Origin of the sequence: Thalassospira sp. A3_1, assembly GCF_017744215.1 — a bacterium.
GTDB classification, from domain to species: Bacteria; Pseudomonadota; Alphaproteobacteria; order Rhodospirillales; family Thalassospiraceae; genus Thalassospira; species Thalassospira lucentensis_A.
Map to the genome: position 1 here is coordinate 325,721 of NZ_JAGHQQ010000002.1, position 25,354 is coordinate 351,074.

Consider the following 25,354-nt stretch of genomic DNA (forward strand, 5'->3'; position numbering starts at 1 on the left):
TTCCTCTCCCTGTTTTCTGATCATGTGTTTGATCGTGCTTTTGATCGGTCCGGTGCCAAGGGCGCATCACGGCCGCTGATGGGCTTTCCACTTTCTGATCATCGGTGTGGAGTGCTGTTTTTTCTTTGAATTGGAATTATGATATATATAATCAATTACGCAATATGAAATTTATGCAGGTAAATTTTGACCAAAGCCCCATCGAAAAACATCCCGGTTGCCGATAGCGACATCGATATTTCGGACGCGGTTGATGCGGCGGATACGCGCAAGGGCATTCAGTCGGTCGAGGTCAGCGGCGTGATCATTGCGGCATTGTGCGACTTCAAATTCCCGGTGCCGTTAAAGGATCTGGCGGCGGCGGTGGATATGCCACCGGCGAAGGTTCATCGCTATCTGGCGAGCCTGGTGCGGATCGGTCTTGCCTGGCAGGATGATCTGACCGGGCTTTATGGCCTGGGGCCGATGGCGTTGCGGATGGGCATTTCGGCGATTGAACGCAATGATGTTGTCATGCGCGCCGGAAGGCTTTTGCGCAATCTGGCGATTGATTTGCGGTCGTCCGGGCATCTGGCGATCTGGGGTGAACGCGGGCCGGTCCTGATCCGGACCGAACATGGCGGGCCGCCGATCATATCGACCATGGGGCTTGGTACGGTGATGCCGTTATTGAGGTCGGCCACCGGGCAGGCGTTTTTATCGACCATGCCGCGTGGGGCGATTGAGCATGTCATCCGGGCCGAGCAGGATATCCTGCATTGGGATGATGCCACGGTGGATCGGTTGATTATCGAAACGCGCGAACGCGGTGCGGCGGTGATCGAAGGCGATATCGTGCCGGGTTTATCGGCGATCAGTGCGCCGGTCTATAATCTGGACGGGGCGGTGGCATGTTGTGTGACGCTGATGAATCCCAAGGCCAATTATTTTCAGCCGGGGCAACCGGCCTTTGACGTGTTTTTGCGCGCGATTGCCGATTTCACCCAAAGCTGGGGCGGACAGCCGCGCGATGAGGCCGACGACAGTCAAACAGCAACTGTCACAGGAAATGTCACAGGGACCATCAAAGATCGTTCAGCTTTGTCAGGAGGTCGGAAAGGCGTTTGAAATCCGCATCGCCCAGAAAATCGCGGACCTTTTTGTCATAGGCAATGCCCGCCTCGCACAGTGACTGAAAGGCCGATTGGCCCTGCGAGGTCAGTTCAAGGCGATGAACGCGACGATCATTTTCGTTCTGAACGCGTCGGAGCCAGCGGCGTTGTTCGATGGAAAAAACGGCACGTGATACCTTGGTTTTATGCAAGCCCGTATGGGTGACGATTTCGGTCGCGGTAAGTCGGCCATATTGCCCAAGGGTTGCCAGAACCCGCCATTCGGATCGCGTCATCCGGTATCGGTCGCGATAGATATCGCGGAAGCCAAGACTGACCTTTTCGCTGGCGTGATGCATCAGAAACGGCAGAAAGCGGTGCAGATCGAATTCGGATTTTTCGGATTTCATGGCTTTAAAAGGCTGTTTGATAGTTACAAAAATTACAGTTACGGATGTAACTATATCGAAGACTGGTAGGAAAAAGGCAATGACGGATCACAAGGTTACGACTGGAACCGCCGGAAATGCTGCAAACGGCGTTGCGAACGATCTGCGTTACATGCCCGGTTTTGGCAATGATTTTGAAACCGAAAGTCTGCCCGGTGCCTTGCCGCAGGGGCAGAACAGCCCGCAGAAATGCGCCTATGGCCTTTATGCCGAACAGCTTTCGGGGTCACCCTTTACCGCGCCGCGCGGCACCAATGAACGGTCGTGGCTGTATCGCATGCGGCCCAGCGTTCGCCATAACGGGCGGTTCAAATCCTTTGCCCTTCCGGAATGGAAAACGGCCCCGTGCGTGAATGACCATAGCCTTGCACTGGGTCAGTTGCGCTGGGACCCGGTGCCGATGCCAAGCAAACCCACCGATTTCATTTCCGGTATGCGCACGGTGACCACGGCCGGGGACGCCATGACCCAGACCGGCATGGCAAGCCACGTATATGTGTGCAACACCGATATGGTGGATGACTATTTTTTCAATGCGGATGGCGAATTGCTGGTGGTGCCCGAAAGCGGCACGCTTCGGATTTTTACCGAACTTGGCATCATGGATGTCGCGCCGCTTGAAATCGCGTTGATCCCGCGTGGCATGATGTTCAAGGTGTCGATCCTGACCCCCGGGATTCAGGGCGGTGCACGCGGTTATGTCTGCGAAAATTACGGGGCGAAATTCACCCTGCCGGAACGCGGGCCGATTGGCGCCAACTGCCTTGCCAATCCGCGTGATTTCAAGACACCCGTGGCGGCCTATGAGGATAAGGAAACGCCGTGCCGTATCCTGATCAAATGGTGCGGGCAGTTCCATGAAACCGGGATCGGGCATTCGCCGCTGGATGTGGTGGCGTGGCATGGCAATTACACGCCGTTCAAATATGATCTTCGGACGTTTTCGCCGGTGGGTGCGATCCTGTTTGACCATCCCGATCCGTCGATCTTTACCGTGCTGACCGCCCCATCGGGCGAGGCCGGAACGGCAAATATCGATTTTGTCATCTTCCCGCCGCGCTGGATGGTGGCGGAGCATACCTTCCGCCCGCCATGGTATCACCGCAATATCATGTCGGAATTCATGGGGCTGATTTGTGGTCAGTATGATGCCAAGGAAAAGGGTTTCGTCCCCGGTGGCATGAGCCTGCATAACATGATGCTGCCGCATGGGCCCGATGCGTTCGGGTTTGAAAAGGCATCAAACGGGGAGCTTGGCCCGCAGAAGCTGGATGGCACCATGGCCTTCATGTTTGAAACCCGTTTTCCGCAGCAATTGACGAAATTTGCCGCCGAGCTTGAGACCCTTCAGGATGATTATCTTGAGTGCTGGGACGGGCTGGAACGCAAATTTGATGGCACGCCGGAAGGTCGCCCGTAAACGGCGACCGGTAAAAAGAACATCACAGGACTTAACGACAGGAATGCCGGAGGCATAAAAACCGATGAAACTTGCAACCCTTAAAAACGGCACCCGTGACGGCCAGCTTGTTCTGGTGACCAAAGACCTTGGCGAATATGTCGATGCCAGTGCGATTGCGCCGACATTGCAGGCAGCGCTTGATAACTGGGATAAAGTTGCGCCGCGACTGAGCGAACTGGCCGATGAAATCGCCGCCGGATCGACGATTGCCAAACGTTTCGCGCTTGATGAAACCAAGCTGCATTCACCCCTGCCGCGGGCGTTTCAGTGGGCGGATGGGTCGGCCTATGTTAATCATGTCGAACTGGTGCGCAAGGCGCGCGGGGCGGAAATGCCCGAAACATTCTGGACCGATCCGCTGATGTATCAGGGCGGTTCGGACAGTTTCCTGGGGCCGCGTGATGATATCCGCATGGCCGATACGGCATGGGGCATTGATATGGAAGGCGAGATTGCCGTCATCACGGGTGACGTGCCGATGGGCGCATCGATTGATCAGGCGCGTGATGCGATCCGTTTGATCATGCTGGTCAATGATGTGTCTTTGCGGGGCCTCATCCCCGGCGAGCTTGCCAAGGGGTTTGGTTTCTTCCAGTCCAAGCCGTCCTCGGCCTTTTCGCCGGTGGCGGTCACGCCGGACGAACTTGGCGATGCGTGGGATGGGGGCAAGGTTCATCTGCCGCTTTGTGTTGATCTGAATGGCAAACCGTTTGGGCGCGCCAATGCCGGGGTCGATATGACCTTTGATTTTGCGCAATTGATCGCACATGCGGCGAAAACCCGCCCGCTTTGTGCCGGATCGATCATCGGGTCGGGCACGGTTTCCAACAAGCTTGACGGTGGGCCGGGCAAGCCGGTGGCACAGGGCGGGGCGGGATATTCCTGCATTGCTGAAATCCGCATGATCGAAACCATTGAAAACGGCAAACCGGAAACGCCGTTCATGCAGTTTGGCGACCGGGTGCGGATCGAGATGCTTGACGCCAGCGGCCAATCAATTTTTGGCGCGATTGACCAGAGCGTTGTGAAGTACGAAGCATGAGCGACGTCATCCTGTATGATTATTGGCGGTCTTCGGCCAGCTATCGGGTCAGGATTGCGCTTTCGCTGATGGATATGGCGTATCAATCCGTTGCGGTTGACCTTTTGGCGGGGGCGCATAAAGCGCCTGATTTCCGTGAGCGTAATCCGCAGGGGTTGGTACCGGCCCTTGAGATTGACGGGCTTGTGCTGACGCAGTCACTCGCAATCATCGAATATCTGGATGAGACCCGCAGCCATGCGGGTTTCCTGCCGAAGGATGCGGTGGGGCGGCAACGGGTGCGGGCGTTGTCACATGCGATTGCGATGGATATTCACCCGGTCTGTAATCTGGGTGTTGTCGGCAATATCATGAAGCAGGCCGAAGCCCACGGGGAAGACCCGGCGAAGGTGCGGCTGGCATGGATGGGGAAATATATCGGCGAGGGGCTTGAAGCGTTTGAACGGCTTCTGGACCATCCGGGCACGGGCAGCTTTTGCCATGGGGATCGGCCATCAATGGCCGATATCTGTCTGATTCCGCAGATTTATAATGCGCGGCGGTGGGAGGTCGATTTAAGCCACCTTCCGATGATCAACCAGATTGCCGAGCGCTGCCTTGCGATGGACGCGTTTGCACGCGCCCATCCAGACCGCTGCCCGCGATAACTTGTTCCAGTTTTAGAAATCTGCATTTCATCGGATAAGTGACATTTCACAGTATCCGTGATGAAGTACGCTGAATTGGCGCCACAGGTCGGGAGAACCAATTTGGCGAGACATCAGAAGGTATGCGATTGCGTTGAATGTCAGCGAAAGAAAGACGTTAGCCTCCCCGAAGACTTAGTCGAGGAAGTCTTGAGTGGAAAGGTAACTCTTTTTGCTGGGGCTGGTATTAGTACAGAATCTAAAAACGTTCTACCGTATAGCTTGTTCGAAAAAATTCGAAGTCAGCTTGGGCTAGAAGATGAAGAACTGAGCTTTCCAGAGGTAATGCAACGGTTTTGTCAAAAACCGAATGGAAGGATTAAGCTCCTTCAAGAGGTCCGAGATCGGTTCAAGAATGTTGATGCATTTCCAGAGATTCAGGGGTGTGCAACACGATTTCACAAGGAAACTGGTACGCTATTCACAATCTCAAATATTGTTACAACAAATTGGGATAGTTACTTCGAGCAATTCAGCCACGCTACGCCATTTGTACTCGATCAAGATCTAGCATTTTGGGAAGTAGCAGAACGGCGAGTGTTGAAAATTCACGGCTCGATTGAGAACCTCTCAACTATCGTGGCCACCGAAGATGATTACAAAGCGCGAGCAGAGTCTCTTGGTAAGGGGTTGATCGGTGGTTTGTTAAAGACCTTATTAGCGACCCAAACTTTTATCTTTGTTGGATACTCGCTGCGCGATAGCGATTTTCAAGAGCTATACGGCTTTGTAAAGAAGCAGATGGCTGATTTCCACCGTCAAGCATATGTAGTTACCCCGTTCGAAGATGAGGCTGAGAAGTTTCTCAAGGATGGCCTGATACCAATTGTGACTGATGGCACCTACTTCATTGAGCTTCTTAAAGAGCGGGCTATTGAAGAAGGGATTTTGATACCAGACGAACATTATTTATCGTCAGCAAATAATTTATACGAGTTCCTAGAAGAGCACGACAATGCATGTAAAAATGTTAAGCCATCAGTTCATCCGCAAATTATATACTCATTAACGTATCAAGATGGTGTGATTCATGCACTTCAGCGAATCATGAAAATGCGCTTTTCTGGTGAGTATTCTAACTTCGCAAGGGTGTGCTCCCTTGTTGAAAAGTATGAGCAAATACTCTTGGAAAATGAGGAGCATAACAACTTTTCAAATGTTGCTTACATCACAGGCTACATTAATGGTCTAGTTTCACATCTCGAAGCAGGAGACGAGGGGGTGAAAATCCCAAAGTATTTTGCTTTTGATTGTGAGAGAGAATTGCTTTTGCTGGATGATTTCTTGGATTTTGTGACGAATAACCCTGATGCCCATCCTCAATCCATGAGGGTTGCGAAACATCATCTCTCAGATCTAGAAGACGCTGACAGTGTCGTGTTCCACCACAGTCCATGGCTTTAGGTCACCTGACCATAATCAATCCCATTGCCGAACGGTGCCTGGCGTTTGCCCGCGCCCATCCCGATCTTGCAAAGCCGAAGGATTAGAGGCAGCCCCTAAAGAACGCGGGCGTAAATCGCGCGGGCATCGTCAAACGTGACCTCGCGCGGGTTATTGATCAGCAACCGTTCGACTTTCATCGCATCGGTCGCAAGCATATCAAGGTCGGATTGTGCGACACCGACATCGCGCAGTTTTTGCGCAAACGGCATGCGCGCGACCATTGCCGCGATAAAGGCGATGAAGGCGTCGCAGGCCTCGGCATCGTTGGAAAAACGCTGGTCCGGCATGACGGCAGTGGCGAGTTCGCCATAATGCTGCATCGCAGCATCGCGGTTGAATTTAAGGACCTCGGTCAGGACGAGGGCATTGGATAATCCGTGCGGCACGTGAAAATGCCCGCCCAGCGGATAGGCCAGCGCATGGACCGCCGCCACCGGGGCATTGGCGAATGCCATTCCGGCCATCATGGATCCCTGCAACATTGCCTCGCGCGCGGCACGGCCGGGATTGGCCGAAACCGCGTCGTCGATATGGGCTGTCATCAGTTGTAATGCCCGGATGGCGAGGCTGTCGGACAGGGGATTTTTTTTGTGTTTTGTCGTATAGGCCTCGATCGCATGGACCATGGCATCAATGCCCGTGGCCGCCGTGATCGGGGCTGGTAACCCCATGGTCAGTTCGGCATCAAGCAATGCAAGATCGGGATAAAGCAGGGGGGAGACGACACCCTTCTTTTCCGATGTCGGCGTGGTGACGATGGAAATCGGGGTGACTTCGGACCCGGTGCCAGCCGTCGTCGGGACCTGTATCAGACGCAGGCGCGGGCCTGTCGCCAGACCGATCCCGTAAATATCGGCAAGGTTTTGCGGTTTGCCGCATAGAAGTGCCACCAGCTTGGCGGTATCCATCGAACTGCCGCCGCCCAGCCCGATGATAATATCGGCACCGAATTCCTGTGCGTGGCGGGTGGCTTCAAGGATGCTTTCCTCGGGCGGGTCGGCCTGCACACCGGTCCAGAGGAGATAATCAATCCCGGCCTTGCGAAGCGACGCACAGGGGCCCGATGTCAGCCCGGCCTTTTCAAGGCCGGGGTCGCTTAGGATGAAGGCGCGTTTTGCCCCGGTTTCGGCACACAGTTTACCAAGTTCCTGTGCACCGCCAAACCGGCAGATCGCACGCGGGGTGGTTTCGAAGATGAAATCGGACATCTGGCTTCCCTAGCTTCCCTGACTGATCATTTATTTTGACAGCAAGGGTGCCGTGGATCCGGCCCGGCAGCAAGACGCTATTTCAGGCGGCCATGTCGGCAGGTCTGATCAATCTCGTCGCGATTGATGCCGATATCGCGCAGAATGGCGTTCGGGGACTGGCGCAGCCATGCGGCGTCACGCGCGATTTTGCGCTGTGTTGCGATATGGCGGATCGAAAGGACGAGCCAGCGCCAGACAACATTGCCGAACGACGCATTCGCGGTCGACCCGGCATGGGGGGCGGTGGCGGCGAGGGAGTTGGTCGTGATGTGCATTGTCATGATGCTGGCTCGCTAGTTTGCTTTGCTAATGAGGTTCGAAATCGGTTTCGAACACAGGTAAAAACTAGCCCGCCTTTGACGACTTCGGTGCGCAAAGATCGCAAAAGCGTGCGAAATTTCCGCAAATTTTGCGTAAAAACGATTTTTCTTATCGGCCCGGTTCGGTCATTGTTTCGGGCGTATTGACGACCATGCGTTTGGGGCAGGGGCATTTTGACTGAACTTGATAAATTCGACTATCGCCTGCTGGAACTGTTGCAGCAGAACAGTCGTCTGACGGGAACCGAATTATCGGCACAGGTGGGGCTGTCATCGGCGGCGTGTCTTCGCCGGGTGCAGCGTTTGCGCGAAACCGGTGTGATCGAACGCGACGTTGCGATTGTGTCGCCCAAGGTATTTGGCAAACGGATGATGATCATCGTGTTGCTGACCATGGATCGCGACCGGCCGGATCGCTATATGCTGATGCGCGAGGAATTCGGCAAAATGTCCGAAGTCGTGCAATGCCATCACGTGACCGGGGCGCATGATTTTGTCCTGCGCATTCAGGTTGCCGACATGGATGAATATAGCGCGTTCGTGGACCGGGTTTTTCATGAACCCTATATCAAGCGCTATGAGAGCCTCGCGGTTCTGGGGTCGCTTAAATAAAAACGGCGGGCATCAAAGCCCGCCGTTCGCATTTTGGATCATCAGGATTATGGCTTAGGCGAAATCAAGCGCACGGTCGCCATTGGCGTCCTTGATGCGGGTCGGAAGACCCATGTTGTTCAGAAGGTTCAGGAACGGTTTGGATGGCAGTTCTTCGACATTGGCCATCTTTTTCACATCCCATTCGCCGGTGGCGATCAGCATGGCGGCTGCGACCGGCGGAACGCCAGCGGTATAGGAAATGCCCTGGCTTCCGACTTCCTCGTACGCGTCCTTGTGGTCGGCAACGTTATAGATCAGGACTTCGGTTTCCTTGCCGTCCTTGCTGCCCTTCACCAGATCGCCGATGCAGGTTTTGCCGGTATAATCGGGTGCCAGCGAGCTTGGGTCCGGCAGGCAGGCCTTGACGACCTTGAGCGGCACGACTTCGAGGCCCTCGGCCGTTGTGACCGGTTTTTCCGACAGCAGGCCGATATTGTTCAGGACCGTGAAGACATTGACGTAATGATCGCCAAAGCCCATCCAGAAACGGACATTGGGGACGTCAAGGTTCTGTGACAGGGAATGAACCTCGTCATGGCCGGTCATGAAGGTCTGGCTTTCGCCGACAACCGGCATGTCCCAGATTTTCTTGACCTCGAACATCTTGTTTTCCTGCCAGGCGTTGTTTTGCCAGGAATAAACCGTGCCGGTAAATTCGCGGAAATTGATTTCTGGGTCGAAGTTGGTGGCAAAATATTTGCCGTGGCTGCCGGCATTGATGTCGATGATGTCAATCGAGTCAATCTTGTCGAAGTAATCCTCGACCGCCAGTTTGGCATAGGCATTGACCACGCCCGGGTCAAAACCGACGCCCAGAATCGCGGTGACACCGGCCTTTTCGCATTCTTCACGGCGTTTCCACTCGTAATTTGCGTACCATGGCGGGGTTTCGCAGATTTTGTCCTGTTCTTCGTGGATGGCGGTATCGAGATAGGCAACGCCCGCCTTGATGCAGGCCGACATGACCGGCATGTTGATGAAGGCGGAGCCGACATTGATGACGATTTCGCAGCCGGTTTTCTTGATCAATGCGACGGTGGCATCGATATCGGTTGCGTCAAGCGCATGACCTTCGAGCGTGCCGGCATTCTTCAGGTTTTTCTTTTCATGAATGCTGTCGATGATTTTCTGGCATTTTTCCGCAGTACGCGACGCAATATGGATATCGCCAAGCACATCATTATGCTGTGCACATTTATGCGCGACCACCTGTGCGACGCCACCTGCGCCGATAATCAGAACATTCTTCTTCATTTCGGGCCAAAAACTCCCTTTTTACGAATAGATGAAACCCAAAGCGCCTTTTTACGAAAGGCTCGAAACATAATCATCGAAGGTGAACTCACGTACAACGCGTTCGCTGCCGTCGAGTTCCTTGATCACGATGGACGGCATGCCGACACCGTTGAACCAGTTCTTTTTGACCATGGTGTAACCGGCGGCATCCTGTACCGAGATACGGTCGCCGACCTTGATCTCGTTTGCGAAATTGAATTCGCCAAAAACGTCACCGGCAAGGCAGGACTTGCCGCAGATCATATAGGCATGATCGCCCGTGTTCGGCTCAATCTTGGCGGTTTCGCGATAGATCAGAAGATCGAGCATGTGGGCTTCGATGGAGCTATCGACAATCGCAAGGTTCTTGCCGTTAAACAGCGTATCAAGCACGGTGACCTCAAGGGTGGTGCTTTTGGTGATCGAGGCTTCGCCCGGTTCGAGATAAACCTGAACGCCGTATTTTTCCGAGAAGGCCCTGAGGCGGGCGCAGAATTTATCAAGCGGGTAATTGTCACCGGTGAAGTGGATGCCGCCGCCGAGGCTGACCCATTCAACGCGCGAGAGAAGCGATCCGAATTTGGTTTCGATATCGCCCAGCATTTTGTCGAACAGATCGAAATCGGCGTTTTCGCAGTTATTGTGGATCATGAAGCCGGAAATGCGGTCCATGACGGCCTCGACCTTGGTGACGTCCCATTCGCCAAGACGCGAAAACGGGCGGGCCGGATCGGCCAGATCGAAGCTGGAACTTGAAACCTGCGGGTTCAGGCGAAGACCGCGCACGATGCCGGACGCAGCATCGGCAAAGCGGTTAAGCTGGCTGATCGAATTGAAGATGATCTTGTCGGCGTTTTCGATCACTTCGTCGATTTCGGAATCGGCATAGGCCACGCTATAGGCATGGGTTTCCTTGCCGAATTTCTTGCGGCCCAGTTTGACTTCGTGCAGCGACGAGGACGTCGTGCCATCCATATAGTCCGACATGAAATCGAAGACCGACCAGGTCGCAAAGCATTTCAATGCCAGCAACGCCTTTGCGCCGGAATGTTCGCGCACATAGGCGATCTTTTCCATGTTGCGCAGCAGTTTCGATTTATCGATCAGATAATAAGGCGTATGCGGCATCGTATTCTGGTTCCTCGACCGAAGGCCCTGTTTTCAGGGACCGAAAAGACAACACGGAAAACGTCCGTCGACCGGCAAACATTCCCCGCAAGGTTCGGCATTCAAGCCCGGTTTGCGCCAACGAATTTCATACCATCGATGCGAAGGCACTTTGTGCCTGTATCGCATGCGCCGCGACCCAATAGCAGCGGGGCGCATACGGGTCAACAGTGTGACCACATTGTCTGATCGCGTGGCCTTTAAATTACCGGGGCCTTTGGGCCTTTTGATGCAGGATTTGCAAGGGTAACAGTTTGATTCCATAGGGAAACAGGCGGCGATCAGATGCAGGTTTCCGTTTCGTGAAACTTGGGCCTGCCCGGTGGGGCTTTGCGCAAGCCGGATTTCCAACACTATCACCAAATCACGGATTTTGCATGGTTGCGGGGCAAAAAGCCCGCGATGGCATCTGTGCTATTGCTTTTTTGTACCGAATGGATAATTGTTTACCGATTGGTACAATAAAGCTGATGGAGCCGACGATGAGTGAGCTACGCCAACCCCTGCCGCCCTTTACGCGGGAAACCGCAATCCAGAAAGTCCGCATGGCCGAAGATGGCTGGAACAGCCGTGATCCGGCGCGGGTGTCGCTGGCCTATACGCCCGATACGATCTGGCGGAACCGTGCGGAATTTGCCAATGGTCGTGAGGAGGTCATTGCCTTTCTGACCCGCAAATGGAACAAGGAACTGGAATATCGATTGATCAAAGAGTTGTGGGCGCATGACGGCAACCGGATCGCGGTGCGTTTTGCCTATGAATATCGCGATGATTCCGGGAACTGGTATCGGGCCTATGGCAACGAGAATTGGGAATTTGCCGAGAATGGCCAGATGCATCGCCGGTTTGCCTGCATCAATGACATGCCGATCCGCGAAGAAGACCGCAAATTCTTCTGGGACCGTTCGGGGCCGCGCCCGGCCGATCATCCGGGCCTGTCTGATCTGGGATTATAAGTAAGCCATGCCAAAGATTATCGCGGAGCGTTCCGATGTTATTCCCGTCCTTGCGGAGATTTTCCGCGAGTATGGCTATGAAGGGGCGAGCCTTTCGCTGATTGCCAGCCGGACGGGTCTGGGAAAGGGCAGCCTTTATCATTTCTTTCCCGGTGGCAAAGAGCAGATGGCATCCGAAGTGCTTCGCGAGATCGATGGCTGGTTCGAGGACGCGGTTTACAAGCCGCTGCGTGACGGGGATGACCCACGGGCGGCGATTTTGGAAATGTGCCGTTCGGTTGCGACCTATTTCTGGTCGGGAAAGCGGGTATGCCTGATCGGGGCGTTTGCGCTTGATAATGTGCGTGACCGTTTTTCAGACGCAATCCGCGATTATTTTGCGGTCTGGCAGCGTTCGTTGCAGCAGGCGCTTGTGCGGATCGGGCATGATGCGGACCGGGCATCGGACATTGCCGAAGATGCGATTTTATCGATCCAGGGGGCGCTTGTTTTATCGCGCGCGCTGGACGATACGGCGGTGTTTGAGCGCACCATGGCGCGGGTTGAAACCGGGTTGCTGGCGGGGCCGGATCAGGGGCGCGATCTGGGAAACGGGCACACGGGATCCTGACGGGGTGTGATACCATCACGGTATCAAAAAATGACAAATTGCCGACCGTGCGGCCCTTGATCATCGGGATGCGATGACTAAGTTTTATAATGATTTAAATCACCCAAGCGACAAATGAGGAGGCGTCCATGCCTGCACCCGTCAGTGTCGATCACTTGGCCTTTCCGACCCGCGATCTTGCGGCGACGGATGATTTTTATTCCCGTGTTCTGAAGGCCCGGCTGGTTCATGCCGAAAGCGGTTACAGTCCGTCGTGGAAAAGCGATTTTCTGCTGATCACCTTTGCGCTTTCTGATGGAACGCGGCTGTCATTCTTTGACTGGCCAGCCGATACGGGACCGTATCCCGATGATCCCGACATGCCCAATGACGTGTTTCATATCGGGCTTCGGTGCGATACGCCGCGTGATGTGATTGCCTGGCAGAACCATTTGTTCCAGCACAAGGTGGTTTACCATAACGAGGATGACGGGAAATCGCGCCGGTTGTTCATCCGTGATCCGAACGGCATCCGGTTTGAAATCTTTGCCGCCGATCAGCCGAAATACAGTGACGATCACGAAGATCGGGCACGTTCGGTTTATGAAGAATGGCAGAAGATCGCCAATCGCTGATCCGGTTTTGTGATCAGGCGGGGCAGGGGCCGGTGCTTTGGCGGACGATCAGTTCGGTTGGCACAATGACCGGATTTTCCGCCGGTTCCGGGATGGTTCCGGTTTTATCAAGCCGGGCAAGCAGCAGCGAAATCGCCTGTTCACCCAATCGTCGGCGCGGCTGACGCACGGTTGTGAGCGGCGGGTCGTAATTGGCGGCCAGATGAATATCATCGAAACCAACGACGGATACATCGTGGGGCACGCGAAGGCCGAGTTCCTTGGCCGCGACAATGACGCCGATTGCCATACCGTCCGATGAGCAGAAAAATGCCGTCGGGCGGTTTTTGCTGTCTTTAAGCAGGGCACGGGCCGCCGAAATCCCCGATTCAATCGAAAAATCGCCGCGATAGATCAGGGACGGGTTGACTTCGATGCCACTGCTGGAAAGCGCGCGGCGATAACCGGCAACGCGGTCGGTCGTCAGGATGTTGCTGGCGGGGCCTGCGATATGAGCGATGCGGCTGTGACCAAGGTCCAGCAGATGTTTTGTCGCGCTATAGGCGGCCTTTTCATTGTCGATGATCACGGTCGGCAGGTTGCAGCCCGGAATGCGTTCGCAGGCAATGACCACGGGCGGAATGATCCCGCGCGGCGTATTGGCAAGCGGTGCCGGAAGGCGCCCGTTCAGCAGAATCATGGCGTCGGCCTGATTGCTGCGCAGATAGGCGGCATAGGTGGCTTCGCGTTCGGGTTCGTTCTGGGTATCGCCGATCAGGACGTTGTAGCCCGCCTTGCTGGCGCCCTGTTCGATTCCCGACAGAATTTCCGAAAAGAAGGGGTTTCCGATATCGGGGACCAGCAAAAGGATCATGCCAGACCGGTTCAGGCGGAGGTTTCGGGCCATGACATTGGCGGTATAACCGGTCGCGGCGATGGCGGTTTGCACTTTTTCGCGCGTGCTTTCGGAAACCACATGGGGTTTGTGCAAGGCACGGCTGACGGTGGCAATGGATACCCCGGCATGTTCGGCAACATCTTCAATCGTCGCGATTTTTTCGATCATTCTTCTTCCTACTCTGCCGCTTGCAAGCTGTCCAGCGGCATTGATGGCGCGGTAATGGCCCTGATAACCGGTGTGATTTTCATCACCATATGAAAAATGTAAAGGTTTACATAATGAATGAAAACGTTTACACAAGAGGCAATCAAAAGTTGATCGCATCAATGCGACGCTAGGGAGGCTACATAAATGACGGATGCGGCTGTTCATGCCGTTAATCCCGGTATCGGGGGCGAGGTACGTCTTTCCGGCCGGAAGATTTGCAAATCATTTGGCCCGGCGCAGGTGCTTTTCGATGTGTCCATCGATCTGCATGCGGGTGAGGTGCACGCGCTTTTGGGCGAAAACGGTGCCGGCAAATCAACACTGGTTAAAATCCTTTCGGGCTATCACGAACCGACCGAGGGCGAGCTTGTCCTTGATGGCAAATCCATCAGTTTTGCCGATAGCGAGGCGGGTGAAGGGCATGGGGTGATCCTGATCCATCAGGAGCTGAACCTTGCCGAGCAGCTTACCGTTGAAGAAAACATTTTCCTGGGTCGCGAAATCAAACGCGGCTGGTTCCTTGATAAAACCGCGATGCGCGCCGAGACCAAAAAGCTTCTGGAGCAGCTTCAATGCGATGTCGATCCGCGTACCCGTATTCGTGATCTTTCGGTATCTGATCGCCAGATGGTCGAAATTGCCAAGGCGCTGAGCAAAAAGGCCGATATCCTGATCCTGGACGAACCGACCGCGGTTCTGACCGGGCGCGAGGTTGAAATCCTGTTTGATCAGATCCGGCGTTTGCGCGAACAGGGTGTCGCGATCCTTTATATTTCCCACAAGCTTGATGAAATCAAAGCCATTGCCGACCGTGTCACCGTGCTGCGCGATGGCCGCCACATCGTGACCGAGCCGGTGGTTGACCTGAGCAAGGATGACATGGCGCGCCTGATGGTCGGACGCGACATCAAACAGATGTTCCCGCATCGGGTATCGGATACCAGCGCGCCGATTGTTTTATCGGTGCGCGATCTTTCGGTGCCCGGACAGGTGCGTGATGCGAGTTTCGACCTGCATAAGGGCGAGGTTCTTGGCTTCGCCGGGATCGTCGGGGCGGGGCGGACCGCCCTGATGGAAGCCATCATCGGCCTTCGCGAAAGATCGTCGGGGACGATTGAACGCGATGGCAAGCCGGTTCGGATCACAAGTTTGCAGGATGCCAAAAACAGCGGCATCGCCTATCTGACCAAGGACCGGAAAGGCAGCGGGTTGTTGCTGAATATGGATATGCGGCCCAACCTGACATTGCTGGCGCTGGAAAAATTCGGAAACGTGATCGTTGATCGCAAGGCGGAAGAAGCCGCGCTTGAAAAAGCGATTGAGGCGTTTGATATCCGGGCGGCGGATCGCAAGGCAAAGGTCGGTGATTTTTCCGGTGGCAATCAGCAAAAGCTTTTGCTGGCGAAGGTCATGGAAACCGATCCGGATATCGTGATTATCGACGAGCCGACACGCGGCATCGATATCGGCACCAAAAGCCAGATTTACCATTTTATTGGCGGTCTGACCGATCGCGGAAAATCCGTCATTCTTCTGTCGTCGGAAATGCCAGAAATGCTTGGCCTGTCGGACCGCATCGCGGTCATGGCGGCCGGACGCATTACCGGCATTCTTGAAGGAAACGACCGCAACGAACATGAAATCATGCGGCACGCGACAGGAATATCAGGCCAGGAGGGAGTGTCTGTTCATGAGTAGCCTTGAGCGCCGCGAGGCAAGTGCCTCGCCCCGTTTTTCCATCGATTTCAAGGCACTTGGCCCGTTTATGGCCCTTGTGGTGCTGTTTGTTCTGGGAACGGCGATCAATGACGCCTTCCTGAGTGGTGGCAACCTTTCGAATATTTTCACCCGTGCGGCTTTCATCGGCATTATCGCGGTCGGGGCGACCTTTGTGATCACGGCGGGCGGGATCGACCTTTCGGTCGGGTCGATGGCGGCGTTCATATCCGGTGCGATGATTGTCGTGATGAATACGCTGGTCGAAACGCTTGGACCGGGGCTTGAAACCGTTCTGATCGGGATCGTGTTAAGCATCATTCTTGGCATCGGGGCCGGGGCGGTCAACGGGCTGGTCAGTACCAAGGGCAAGATCGAGGCCTTTATCGTGACGCTTGGCACGATGGGGATTTACAGATCGCTTGTGACCTATATGGCCGACGGCGGCACGCTTTCGCTGGATTTCGAGGTGCGCGGGACCTATCGCCCGGTTTATTACGGCGAATTGCTGGGCATTCCGGTGCCGGTTCTGGTGTTCCTTGCGGTGGCGGTTGCCGGTTATGTGTTGCTGAACATGACGCCGTTCGGGCGGAAATGTTTTGCCATCGGCTCGAACGAGCAGGTTGCGCGTTATTCCGCGATCCATGTCGACCGGGTCAAGACGATGACCTATGTCATTCAGGGGCTTTGCGTGTCGATTGCGACCATCATTTATGTGCCCCGCCTTGGTTCCGCATCCAGTTCGACCGGTGTTCTTTGGGAACTTGAAGCCATCGCAGCCGTGATCATCGGCGGCACGATGCTCAAGGGTGGTTATGGCCGCATCTGGGGCACGGTGGTTGGTGCGATCATGCTGACCACGATTGGCAATATCCTTAACCTTACTGACGCGATCAGCAATTACCTGAACGGGGCTGTTCAGGGCTTGATCATTATCGTTGCCGTGTTCCTGCAACGCGGGGACTGGCGACGCAAGAAAAGCAAATAACCGGCGATCAACGTCCGGCTCAAGATGACGTACAGAATCATTTTTTGATCAGGAGGAAGCTTGAATGAAAACGATTACAAAGTTTCTCGGGGCGGCCTGCGTTGTGGGTCTTGGTCTTGCATCGACCTTGGCATCGACCACGGCACTGGCACAGGAAAAGGTAAAGATCGGGGTTTCGATCCCGGCGGCGACCCATGGCTGGGCCGGTGGTCTGAACTACCACGCGGAACAGGCCGAAAAGCGCCTTGAAGCGACCTATCCGAACCTTGATATCATCGTTGTTACCGCCAATGGTGCGGGCGAACAGGCCAACGATCTCGAAGATCTGGTATCAGTTCAGAATATCGATGCACTGGTGGTTCTGCCGTTTGAATCCGATCCGCTGACCGTGCCGGTCCAGCAGGTCAAGGAAGCGGGCAAGTTTGTCACCGTGGTTGACCGTGGTCTTTCCCTGCCGGGGATCGAGGATGTTTATGTTGCGGGTAACAACCCGGAACTCGGCCGTGTGTCGGGCGAATACATCAAGGATCGTCTGGGTGGCAAAGGCAAGATCGTTATCCTGCGCGGCATTCCGACCGTGGTTGACGAAGAACGCGTCGAAGGTTTCATGAAGGAAATCGAAGGATCGGATATCGAGGTCCTTGATATGAAGCACGCCAACTGGAACCGCGATGACGGGTATGAAGTCATGCAGGACTTCCTGTCGCGTTTTCCGGAAATCGATGCTGTTTGGGCGCAGGATGATGACATCGCGCTTGGCGTGATCGAAGCCGTCAAGCAGGCCGACCGGACCGATGAAATGTTCATCGTGGGTGGGGCTGGCATGAAGGACATCATCAAACGCGTGATGGATGGCGATGAACTGACCCCGATTGACGTTCTGTATCCGCCATCGATGATCGCAACCGCGATGGATATTACTGCGATGAAGTTCGTTTCCAATGCGGCGGTCGAAGGCCGTTACATTCTGGGCGCGACCGTCGTGACCCAGGAAAATGCCGAGAACTTCTATTTCCCGGATAGCCCGTTCTGATCCGGCCGTTCTGATGCGAATTGGCGTTGTTGAATAAACGCGAGCAAGCAGAAGGAACCCCGCCCTGTCACGACAGGCCGGGCGGGGTTCGAATTTTACATCACTTTCGTCACCAGATGACATCCGGGCCACCCGGAAAAAACCACACGAGGTCAGTATGAAAACGCTTAAGGGACCGGCGATTTTCCTTGCCCAGTTTGCCGGGGACGAGGCCCCGTTTGACAGCCTTTCCAATATCGGACGCTGGGCGGCGTCGCTTGGCTATAAGGGGGTGCAGATCCCGAGCTGGGACAAGCGCCTGTTCGATGTCGAAAAGGCTGCCCAAAGCAAGGATTACTGTGACGAGGCCAAGGGCATTCTGGCCGAGCATGGTATCGAGATTACCGAGCTTTCGACGCATCTGCAGGGGCAGCTTGTGGCGGTTCATCCGGCCTATGACGAGATGTTTGACGGTTTTGCCGCCCCCGAAGTGCGCGGCAACCCGAAGGCGCGCCAGGAATGGGCGGTCAATCAGGTCAAGGCCGCGATCCGGGCGTCACGCCATCTGGGCATTGGCGATCATGCGACATTTTCAGGTGCGCTTGCCTGGCCTTATGTCTATCCGTGGCCGCAACGCCCGGCCGGGCTGATTGAAACCGCGTTTGATGAGTTGGCAAAACGCTGGTTGCCGATCCTTGATGTGGCCGAGGAAAATGGCGTCAATGTCTGTTATGAAATCCATCCGGGCGAGGACCTGTTTGATGGCGTGACGTTCGAGATGTTCCTTGAGCGGGTCAAGAACCACGCGCGGTGCAACATCCTTTATGATCCGAGCCACTTTGTTTTGCAGCAGTTGGATTACCTGGATTTCATCGATATCTATGCCGACCGGATCAAGATGTTCCACGTCAAGGATGCCGAGTTCAATCCGACCGGGCGGCAGGGCGTTTATTCCGGTTATCAGGGCTGGGTCGGGCGTGCCGGGCGGTTCCGGTCGCTTGGCGACGGGCAGGTTGATTTTGGCGCGATCTTTTCGAAGCTTGCGGCGATTGATTTTGATGGCTGGGCCGTGCTGGAATGGGAATGCGCGCTTAAACATCCCGAAGACGGTGCCCGCGAAGGGGCGGATTTCATTCGCAACCACATTATCCGCGTGACCGAAAAGGCGTTTGACGATTTCGCCGATGGCGGTGCTGACGAGGCCACCAATCGGCGTCTGCTGGGGCTTGATTAAGTCGGGGGCAGAAAACCATTCAGGACGGAGATTGACATGACTGAGACGAAAAATCCGGCGCGGCGCATCCGCCTTGGCATGGTTGGCGGCGGGCAGGGGGCGTTTATCGGCGCGGTGCATCGCATTGCGGCGCGTCTGGATGACCGGTATGAACTGGTTGCGGGGGCGTTGTCGTCCAAGCCCGATATTGCGCGCGCGTCGGCGGCGGAACTGTTTATTGCACCGGACCGGTCCTATGACAGTTTTGCCGACATGGCCAAACAGGAAGCCGCGCGCGCGGATGGCATTGATGCCTGCGCGATTGTCACGCCAAACCACCTGCATTTCCCGGCCGCCATGGCGATGCTGGATGCCGGTATTCATGTGATTTGCGACAAGCCGCTTTGCCTGAATGTTGAAGAGGCCGAATTGCTGGCGGCCAAGGTGCGCGAAACCGGCCTTCTGTTCGCATTGACGCATAATTACACCGCCTATCCGATGGTGCGCGAAGCCCGTCAGATGGTGCGTGATGGCAAGCTTGGCGATATCCGTCTGGTGCAGGTTGAATATCCGCAAGGCTGGATGGCAACGCGTGTCGAGGATACCGACAACAAGCAGGCCCATTGGCGTGCCGATCCGGCCAAGGCCGGGATGGGCGGGGCGTTGGGTGATATCGGAACGCATGCCCATAACCTTGCCGATTTTGTCACCGGGCTTGAGATTTCGGAACTGTGTGCGGATATCGATGCCATCGTGCCGGGCCGCAAGCTTGACGACAATGTCCAGATCCTGCTGCGATACGACAATGGCGCGCGCGGGATGCTTTGGGCAAGCCAGGTGGCGATTGGCCATGAAAACGGGTTGCGGCTTCGGGTTTATGGCGACAAGGGCGGCATTGAATGGGCGCAGGAACATCCGAACCACCTGCATTTCCGCCCGCTTGATGGTCGCCCGGAGCTGATGACCCGCGGCGGGGCGGGAATCGGATCGGCAGGTTTGCGCGGCGTGCGTGTGCCGCCGGGCCACCCGGAAGGTTATCTTGAAGGCTTTGCCAATCTTTACACCGATTTCGCCGATCAACTGATCGCGCGGATTACCAATGGCAAGGCCGATCCGGCATCGATGCTGATCCCGGGCATTAATGAAGGTGTCAAAGGCATGAAATTTGTCGAGGCAGTGGTACGTTCTGCAAAGAGCGGCGCGGTCTGGACCAAGATTTAAACGGTTATTGCCCGGGTATTATCCGGGAAAATAAACCAGACATTCTGTTTCCGTTTTTGGGTTCTTCCCGTCTGATCCTGTGCCAGGCTATCGGGCCGCCGCCAGCATGGTAGCGGCCCATATTTTTCAGTTCTGCACAAATTCCTTGCCATCAATGGTCAGAATGCGGCCATTGAAGCTGCATCGTGCACTGCCGCCGGGGATCGAGGTGCGTTGCAGAACCGCGCCGCTTGATGCATCGCGATATATGCCCTCATCATATTGGAAGGTGATGCTGTCCGGGGTCGTATCAAATCGAAAATCGATATCAAATTGATACTGTGCTCCGCCGCCATAGGTGAATTGCCGGAAATGCCCGCTGCCGCTGCCCGATCCGTTCATGGTGTAGGTGGTCAGGTTGCCATCGGCGCTAAAGGTGCCGGTGGCGGTGGTGCAGTCATCAGCCTTTTGGGGCATGGCGGCTTCGCGCGCGGCCTGTTCAGCAGCGGCTTTGCGTTGTGCTTCTGCTGCCGCAGCGGCGGCGGCCATTTGAGCCTTGCGCTGTTCTTCGCGTTTCTGGCGTTCAATTTCGGCAAGGCGTTTGTCTTCGGCAATCTTTGCGTTGAGTTCGGCTTCTGATGCCAGTTCCTTGCCCTTGTAATATGGACAGGTTCCATCAGGCTGCGAGACCGAACCACAGGGCCGCAATCCGATGAAATTTTCTTTCATTTCATAATTGTCGTATTCAACCCAGTGACCATCGGGGGCGGTCATGCGGCCCTTGCCCGTCGGGTTGCCCTTGGCGATCTCGCCTTCCCAGACCGAGCCGCTTCGGCGGGTAAGTTTTCCTGATTTGGGCACAACAACATCAAATGTGCCTTCGAAAGTTTCCCCATTCTTCCATTTTACGATGGGGCTGGGGTCCAGCCTGAATTCTGACTGGTCAAAGCTTCCCTCAAACCTGCCGCCATCGGACAGTTCGAACGTGCCCGTGATGCTTTCGGGGGTGACTTCAGCCTCGATGATGCGGGCTTCTTCATTGCCATCCTTCGATATCCGAACGGGTCCGGGGCCGTTGACTTCACCATTGAGTTGCGGGCCGAAAAACTCGAACTTCCATTGCCCGCTCCAGGCAACGACGACAGGCAGAAAGATGTCTTCGGCCCTGTTGAGTACAGTGGCCAACAGGAGCTGGTTTTCGTTGTAAAACGGAAAGCGTTCGGATTCTACGGAGTTGGAGAAATAGCCGTATTCCCCGGTCAGGCGCAGCGTTTCTCCGGCCGAAATCGTAACGACCTTGTCGAATTTATCGACCGTATTATGTCGGACGATGACACGATAATCGCCGGGCCATAGTTGAACGCTATGCGTATTGGCGATGGTCAGCATTGGCCCGTTGACGCCAACAAAATTTTGGGTGTTGGCGGTGGGATAGACAAAAAGATACCAATCGTCCCCACTTGGTCCTCCCCCGCCAACGAGGAGGGTCAGTAATCCCCATTTGTATGGCGACTTTTTTATCGTGTTTTCAGGCGTTGCAGACGCGGCAGTCGATTCACCGGAGGCCGCCCGCTTTGTTGCAGGCGCAGTGCCTGAAGTTTCGCTCGCATTGGTGAGCGTACTGAAAAAGTCGCTGGTCGCAGTGGTGATGTCGGTCGTCTGGCAGCCGACAAGGGCAATGAGTGCGACAAGCAGGGTGCCTGCATGTGACATACGGCGTGCTTTGAAAACAGCTTTCTGCATAGATCCCCCCCAATGCAGATCGAACATATCAATATTTGTGCATAGAAGGGTGAATTGGGGAAGAGGCAAAGGCAAACACAACGACATGAAATTTGTCGAGGCCGTAGTGCAGTTCAGTTCAGCCAGTGATCCTTGTGATCGACCGCCTGCTTTTTTTGGGCCGGGTGCCGTTACGGAAAGGGGGCGTCCGGGGATTTTGCGATGACGGGCAAGGCGGTCTGGTATTCCATCTGGTGGAAAAGTCACCCTGTTGGGTTGATATGCTATTGTTCTATCTGCCGCGAAAGTGTTTCAATGCGGTATAAAGAAAACTGCAATCCATGCAGGAAACAGGGAGTAGACGATGGCGGAGAAGCCTGTGCTACTGATCACCCGGCGCCTGACCGATGCGGTCCAGGCGCGTGCGGCGCGTGATTATCAGGTCATTCTGAACGACGCGGATCACGTCTTTTCGCGTGATGAGCTGATTGCGCGCTGTCAGGATGTTGACGCGGTTCTTCCCTGCCATTCCGAACATTTCAGTGCCGATGTCATTGCCGATCTTGGTGATCGGTTGCGGATCATTGCCAATCATTCGGTCGGTGTTGACCATGTTGATCTTGAGGCGGCAAAGAAGGCCGGGATCACGGTCACCAATACCCCCGATGTGCTTTCCGATGCGACGGCCGAGATCGCCATGCTGTGCATGCTGGGTGCGGCCCGGCGTGGTGCGGAAGGTGATGCGATGGTGCGGGCCGGGAAATGGGATTTCTGGTCGCCGGCCTTTATGGTCGGGCGGCAGGTGACAGGCAAGCGGTTTGGCGTTCTGGGCATGGGCCGCGTCGGGCAGGTTGCCGCCGAGCGCGCACGCGGCTTTGGCATGGAAGTGCATTATCACAATCGCACCCGTCTGCCGGGTCACCTTGAAAAAGGGGCTGTTTTCCACGACACGGTCGAGGGGCTTCTGGCGGTATCGGATGTCTTGTCGCTGCATTGTCCGGCGACGCCCGATACGACCGGCATCATCAATGAGAAAACCATCGCATTGCTGCCGGATCGGGCCATTCTGGTCAATACGGCGCGCGGCAATCTGGTTGATGAGGATGCCCTGATCAAGGCGCTTCAAAGCGGGAAGCTGTTTGCGGCCGGGCTTGATGTGTTCCGCAAGGAACCCGGTGGAAACCCCGATCTGTCGTCGTTGAAAAACGTCTTCCTGTTGCCACATATAGGCTTTGCGACTGAAGAAACGCGTGATGCCATGGGCTTTCGGGCGCTGGATAATCTTGATGCCTTCTTTTCCGGCGGGCAACCGCAGGATCGCGTTGCCTGACGGCGCGCCAAAAACAAGAACTTGCTAAATTCCGGAACACGTCATGTTTCGGAAAATAATAATCGAAAAAAGTTTTCCACATGGTGGAAGGCCAAATATTCGATGTCCCTTGTATCAGGTCAGGGCCTATGTAAGGCTGAAAATCATCGCCTATTTTCCGCCAATTAGTTGTCGGGTGCGGCGATAATTCTGGGAGGAAGTAATGAAAAAGATACCTACGCCTGAAGACGTGAAGTCGAAGCAAGTGTCCCGCCGTTCGTTCCTTACCAAGGGTGCTACCGGTGTTGTTGCCGGTGGCGCTGCTGCTTCGGGGCTGTTCGCTGCCCCGGCAGTTCATGCACAACCTGCACCTTTGGTCGTCAAAATGCAGACGTCCTGGCCGTCATCCGATATCTGGATGACATTTGCCAAGCAATATGCGGATCGTGTCGAAGCCATGTCGGGTGGTCGCCTGAAGGTTGACCTTCTGCCAGCCGGTGCCGTTATCGGCGCGTTCCAGGTTCTCGATGGCGTCAATGACGGCGTGATCGATATCGCCCATTCCGTGCCGGTTTACTGGTACGGCAAGAACAAGGCGGCGTCGCTGTTTGGTACCGGTCCGGTGTTTGGTGGTTCTGCAACCACCATGCTGAGCTGGTTCTATGCCGGTGGCGGTGAAGAATTCTATCGCGAACTGACCCAGGACGTTATGGGGCTGAACGTGATTGGTCTTCTTGGCTTCCCGATGCCGGCCCAGCCGTTCGGCTGGTTCAAGGGTGAGGTCAATTCTGTCGCCGATATCCAGGGCTTCAAATACCGTACCGTGGGTCTGGCTGCCGATCTGCTGCAATCGATGGGCATGTCGGTCGCACAGCTTCCGGGTGGCGAGATCGTCCCGGCGATGGAACGCGGCGTGATTGACGCGTTTGAATTCAACAACCCGTCTTCGGATATGCGTTTTGGCGCGCAGGATGTGGCGAAGAACTACTATCTGTCGTCCTATCATCAGGCATCCGAAAGCTTCGAGTTCATCTTCAACCGTGATTTCTATGAAGACCTCGAACCTGATCTGCAGGCGATCCTGCGCTATGGCGTGGAAGCGGCTTCGACGTCGAACACCGCACTTGCGATGGACAATTATTCGTCCGACCTGCAGAAACTTGCAGACGAAGGCGTTACCATCCATCGTACCTCGAAGGAAATTCTGGCTGCCCAGCTTGATGCCTGGGACAAACTGATCCCGCAGCTTGAAGAAGATCCGTTCATGAAGAAGGTTCTTGATAGCCAGCGTGCCTGGGTTGAGCGCGTGACCTATTATGAACTGATGAACTCGCCTGATTATCAGCTTGCCTATGACCACTACTTCCCGGGCAAACTGAAACTGTAATGAAACCTTCTGGTTTCATACGGTTTGTCTGACCCAAAGGCTGCCCCGGAGGCCATATGGCCTCCGGGGCGGTTGCTACGGTAACGGAAAAGACTTCATGATCAGCTTTATTGAATTCGCGGACAAGCTTTCGGCCTGGTTTGCCAAGGCTTTCGGGTGGCTCATCATCCTGATGACGTTGGGAATGAGTTACGAAGTGATGGCGCGTTATGTTTTTAATGCGCCGACGACATGGTCGCTCGACGTTTCCTTCATCATGTATGGCTCGTTATTCATGATGGGCGGGGCTTATACGCTGTCGCGCGGGGGCCATGTGCGGGGTGATTTCCTTTACCGTCTCTGGAAGCCAAGAACACAGGCGACTGTCGACCTTGTGCTTTATATCTTCTTTTTCTTCCCCGGCATTACGGCCCTGATCCTGACGGGCTGGAAATATTCATCGCGGTCCTGGGGATACGGGGAAGTCAGTGTGAACAGCCCGGCGGGCGTTCCGATCTTTCAGTTCAAGGCCATTATGGTGGCTGCGGGGATTCTGCTGTTCATTCAGGGGATTGCCCAGGTCATGCGCTGCATCATGTGCATGCGCGAAGGATACTGGCGCGGTGCCGATGACGATGTCGAAGAAACCGAAGAATTGCTGATGAAGCAGCATGTCGCAAAAGACAACTAACCAAATCGAAACCCGCGATAACCGGTCC

24 protein-coding genes are annotated in these 25,354 nt (G+C 55.2%); 17 read left to right on the forward strand and 7 right to left on the reverse strand.

The window, feature by feature from the left end; translation table 11 throughout:
* Nucleotides 1-186 precede the first annotated feature (186 nt).
* Complete coding sequence (locus J7395_RS08505; protein WP_209221197.1) at nucleotides 187-1,107, forward strand: IclR family transcriptional regulator; 921 nt, start codon at nucleotides 187-189, stop codon at nucleotides 1,105-1,107.
* Here J7395_RS08505 and J7395_RS08510 read toward each other — a convergent pair.
* Entirely contained in the window at nucleotides 1,064-1,501 is a 438-nt protein-coding gene (locus J7395_RS08510) for a MarR family transcriptional regulator (RefSeq protein WP_209221198.1), read from the reverse strand. The two genes, J7395_RS08505 and J7395_RS08510, sit on opposite strands and share 44 nt — an antisense overlap.
* Nucleotides 1,502-1,580: 79 nt before the next feature.
* Here J7395_RS08510 and hmgA point away from each other — a divergent pair, with 79 nt between their 5' ends.
* From hmgA to J7395_RS08530, 4 genes are all read left to right on the forward strand, one after another.
* Nucleotides 1,581-2,960: a homogentisate 1,2-dioxygenase gene (hmgA, locus tag J7395_RS08515; protein WP_209221199.1), complete on the forward strand. Its 1,380-nt coding sequence runs from the start codon at nucleotides 1,581-1,583 to the stop codon at nucleotides 2,958-2,960.
* A 64-nt stretch (nucleotides 2,961-3,024) separates the two neighbouring features.
* Nucleotides 3,025-4,044 carry a fumarylacetoacetate hydrolase family protein gene (locus tag J7395_RS08520; protein WP_209221200.1) on the forward strand — a complete coding sequence of 340 codons (1,020 nt, stop codon included), beginning with the start codon at nucleotides 3,025-3,027 and terminating at the stop codon, nucleotides 4,042-4,044.
* Entirely contained in the window at nucleotides 4,041-4,691 is a 651-nt protein-coding gene (gene maiA / locus J7395_RS08525) for a maleylacetoacetate isomerase (protein ID WP_209221201.1), read from the forward strand. The genes J7395_RS08520 and maiA overlap by 4 nt, the downstream gene beginning before the upstream one ends.
* Before the next feature lie 189 nt (nucleotides 4,692-4,880).
* Nucleotides 4,881-6,134: an SIR2 family protein gene (locus J7395_RS08530; protein WP_209221202.1), complete on the forward strand. Its 1,254-nt coding sequence runs from the start codon at nucleotides 4,881-4,883 to the stop codon at nucleotides 6,132-6,134.
* Nucleotides 6,135-6,229: 95 nt separating this feature from the next.
* Here the strand turns inward: J7395_RS08530 and J7395_RS08535 are convergent, their stop codons facing one another.
* Both J7395_RS08535 and J7395_RS08540 read right to left on the reverse strand, forming a co-directional pair.
* On the reverse strand, nucleotides 6,230-7,384 hold the full coding sequence (locus J7395_RS08535; RefSeq protein WP_209221203.1) for an iron-containing alcohol dehydrogenase: 1,155 nt from the start codon (nucleotides 7,382-7,384) through the stop codon (nucleotides 6,230-6,232).
* A gap of 77 nt (nucleotides 7,385-7,461) precedes the next feature.
* A complete protein-coding gene (locus J7395_RS08540; protein ID WP_156484567.1) occupies nucleotides 7,462-7,707 on the reverse strand; it encodes a hypothetical protein in 246 nt (81 codons plus the stop codon).
* Nucleotides 7,708-7,920: 213 nt separating this feature from the next.
* On the opposite strand from J7395_RS08540, the gene J7395_RS08545 reads away from it, so the two are divergent.
* A complete protein-coding gene (locus tag J7395_RS08545; protein ID WP_209221204.1) occupies nucleotides 7,921-8,358 on the forward strand; it encodes an Lrp/AsnC family transcriptional regulator in 438 nt (145 codons plus the stop codon).
* 54 nt (nucleotides 8,359-8,412) lie between these two features.
* Here J7395_RS08545 and J7395_RS08550 read toward each other — a convergent pair whose 3' ends face one another.
* Nucleotides 8,413-9,654 carry a saccharopine dehydrogenase family protein gene (locus tag J7395_RS08550; RefSeq protein WP_209221205.1) on the reverse strand — a complete coding sequence of 414 codons (1,242 nt, stop codon included), beginning with the start codon at nucleotides 9,652-9,654 and terminating at the stop codon, nucleotides 8,413-8,415.
* Nucleotides 9,655-9,705: 51 nt separating this feature from the next.
* Complete coding sequence (locus J7395_RS08555) at nucleotides 9,706-10,803, reverse strand: carboxynorspermidine decarboxylase (protein ID WP_062958678.1); 1,098 nt, start codon at nucleotides 10,801-10,803, stop codon at nucleotides 9,706-9,708.
* Nucleotides 10,804-11,324: 521 nt separating this feature from the next.
* Here J7395_RS08555 and J7395_RS08560 point away from each other — a divergent pair.
* From J7395_RS08560 to J7395_RS08570, 3 genes are all read left to right on the forward strand, one after another.
* Nucleotides 11,325-11,798, forward strand: coding sequence for a nuclear transport factor 2 family protein (locus tag J7395_RS08560; RefSeq protein WP_062949580.1), 474 nt, complete (start codon nucleotides 11,325-11,327; stop codon nucleotides 11,796-11,798).
* A gap of 7 nt (nucleotides 11,799-11,805) precedes the next feature.
* Nucleotides 11,806-12,408, forward strand: a complete 603-nt coding sequence (locus J7395_RS08565) for a TetR/AcrR family transcriptional regulator (protein ID WP_209221206.1) — start codon at nucleotides 11,806-11,808, stop codon at nucleotides 12,406-12,408.
* A gap of 128 nt (nucleotides 12,409-12,536) precedes the next feature.
* Nucleotides 12,537-13,022: a VOC family protein gene (locus tag J7395_RS08570; protein WP_209221207.1), complete on the forward strand. Its 486-nt coding sequence runs from the start codon at nucleotides 12,537-12,539 to the stop codon at nucleotides 13,020-13,022.
* 13 nt (nucleotides 13,023-13,035) lie between these two features.
* Here J7395_RS08570 and J7395_RS08575 read toward each other — a convergent pair whose 3' ends face one another.
* A complete protein-coding gene (locus tag J7395_RS08575; RefSeq protein WP_209221208.1) occupies nucleotides 13,036-14,067 on the reverse strand; it encodes a LacI family DNA-binding transcriptional regulator in 1,032 nt (343 codons plus the stop codon).
* 186 nt (nucleotides 14,068-14,253) lie between these two features.
* On the opposite strand from J7395_RS08575, the gene J7395_RS08580 reads away from it, so the two are divergent.
* The 5 genes from J7395_RS08580 to J7395_RS08600 all read left to right on the forward strand — a co-directional run bounded on the left by J7395_RS08580 (nucleotide 14,254) and on the right by J7395_RS08600 (nucleotide 20,259).
* A complete protein-coding gene (locus J7395_RS08580; protein ID WP_209221209.1) occupies nucleotides 14,254-15,807 on the forward strand; it encodes a sugar ABC transporter ATP-binding protein in 1,554 nt (517 codons plus the stop codon).
* On the forward strand, nucleotides 15,800-16,813 hold the full coding sequence (locus tag J7395_RS08585; RefSeq protein ID WP_062958675.1) for an ABC transporter permease: 1,014 nt from the start codon (nucleotides 15,800-15,802) through the stop codon (nucleotides 16,811-16,813). The genes J7395_RS08580 and J7395_RS08585 overlap by 8 nt, the downstream gene beginning before the upstream one ends.
* A gap of 64 nt (nucleotides 16,814-16,877) precedes the next feature.
* Nucleotides 16,878-17,846 carry an ABC transporter substrate-binding protein gene (locus J7395_RS08590; protein WP_209221210.1) on the forward strand — a complete coding sequence of 323 codons (969 nt, stop codon included), beginning with the start codon at nucleotides 16,878-16,880 and terminating at the stop codon, nucleotides 17,844-17,846.
* Nucleotides 17,847-18,003: 157 nt separating this feature from the next.
* The gene (locus J7395_RS08595) at nucleotides 18,004-19,059 is read left to right on the forward strand and encodes a sugar phosphate isomerase/epimerase (RefSeq protein WP_062958673.1); all 1,056 of its coding nucleotides are present in this window, start codon (nucleotides 18,004-18,006) and stop codon (nucleotides 19,057-19,059) included.
* Between the two features lie 36 nt (nucleotides 19,060-19,095).
* Entirely contained in the window at nucleotides 19,096-20,259 is a 1,164-nt protein-coding gene (locus tag J7395_RS08600; protein WP_062958672.1) for a Gfo/Idh/MocA family oxidoreductase, read from the forward strand.
* A gap of 126 nt (nucleotides 20,260-20,385) precedes the next feature.
* On the opposite strand, the gene J7395_RS08605 is transcribed toward J7395_RS08600, so the two are convergent.
* A complete protein-coding gene (locus tag J7395_RS08605) occupies nucleotides 20,386-21,981 on the reverse strand; it encodes a hypothetical protein (RefSeq protein ID WP_209221211.1) in 1,596 nt (531 codons plus the stop codon).
* A gap of 343 nt (nucleotides 21,982-22,324) precedes the next feature.
* Here J7395_RS08605 and J7395_RS08610 point away from each other — a divergent pair, with 343 nt between their 5' ends.
* The 3 genes from J7395_RS08610 (at nucleotide 22,325) to J7395_RS08620 (ending at nucleotide 25,326) form a co-directional block, all read left to right on the forward strand.
* The gene (locus J7395_RS08610) at nucleotides 22,325-23,290 is read left to right on the forward strand and encodes a D-glycerate dehydrogenase (RefSeq protein WP_209221212.1); all 966 of its coding nucleotides are present in this window, start codon (nucleotides 22,325-22,327) and stop codon (nucleotides 23,288-23,290) included.
* 202 nt (nucleotides 23,291-23,492) lie between these two features.
* The gene (locus J7395_RS08615; protein ID WP_062949560.1) at nucleotides 23,493-24,656 is read left to right on the forward strand and encodes a TRAP transporter substrate-binding protein; all 1,164 of its coding nucleotides are present in this window, start codon (nucleotides 23,493-23,495) and stop codon (nucleotides 24,654-24,656) included.
* Nucleotides 24,657-24,753: 97 nt separating this feature from the next.
* Nucleotides 24,754-25,326 carry a TRAP transporter small permease subunit gene (locus tag J7395_RS08620; protein ID WP_062949558.1) on the forward strand — a complete coding sequence of 191 codons (573 nt, stop codon included), beginning with the start codon at nucleotides 24,754-24,756 and terminating at the stop codon, nucleotides 25,324-25,326.
* Nucleotides 25,327-25,354: the final 28 nt, after the last annotated feature.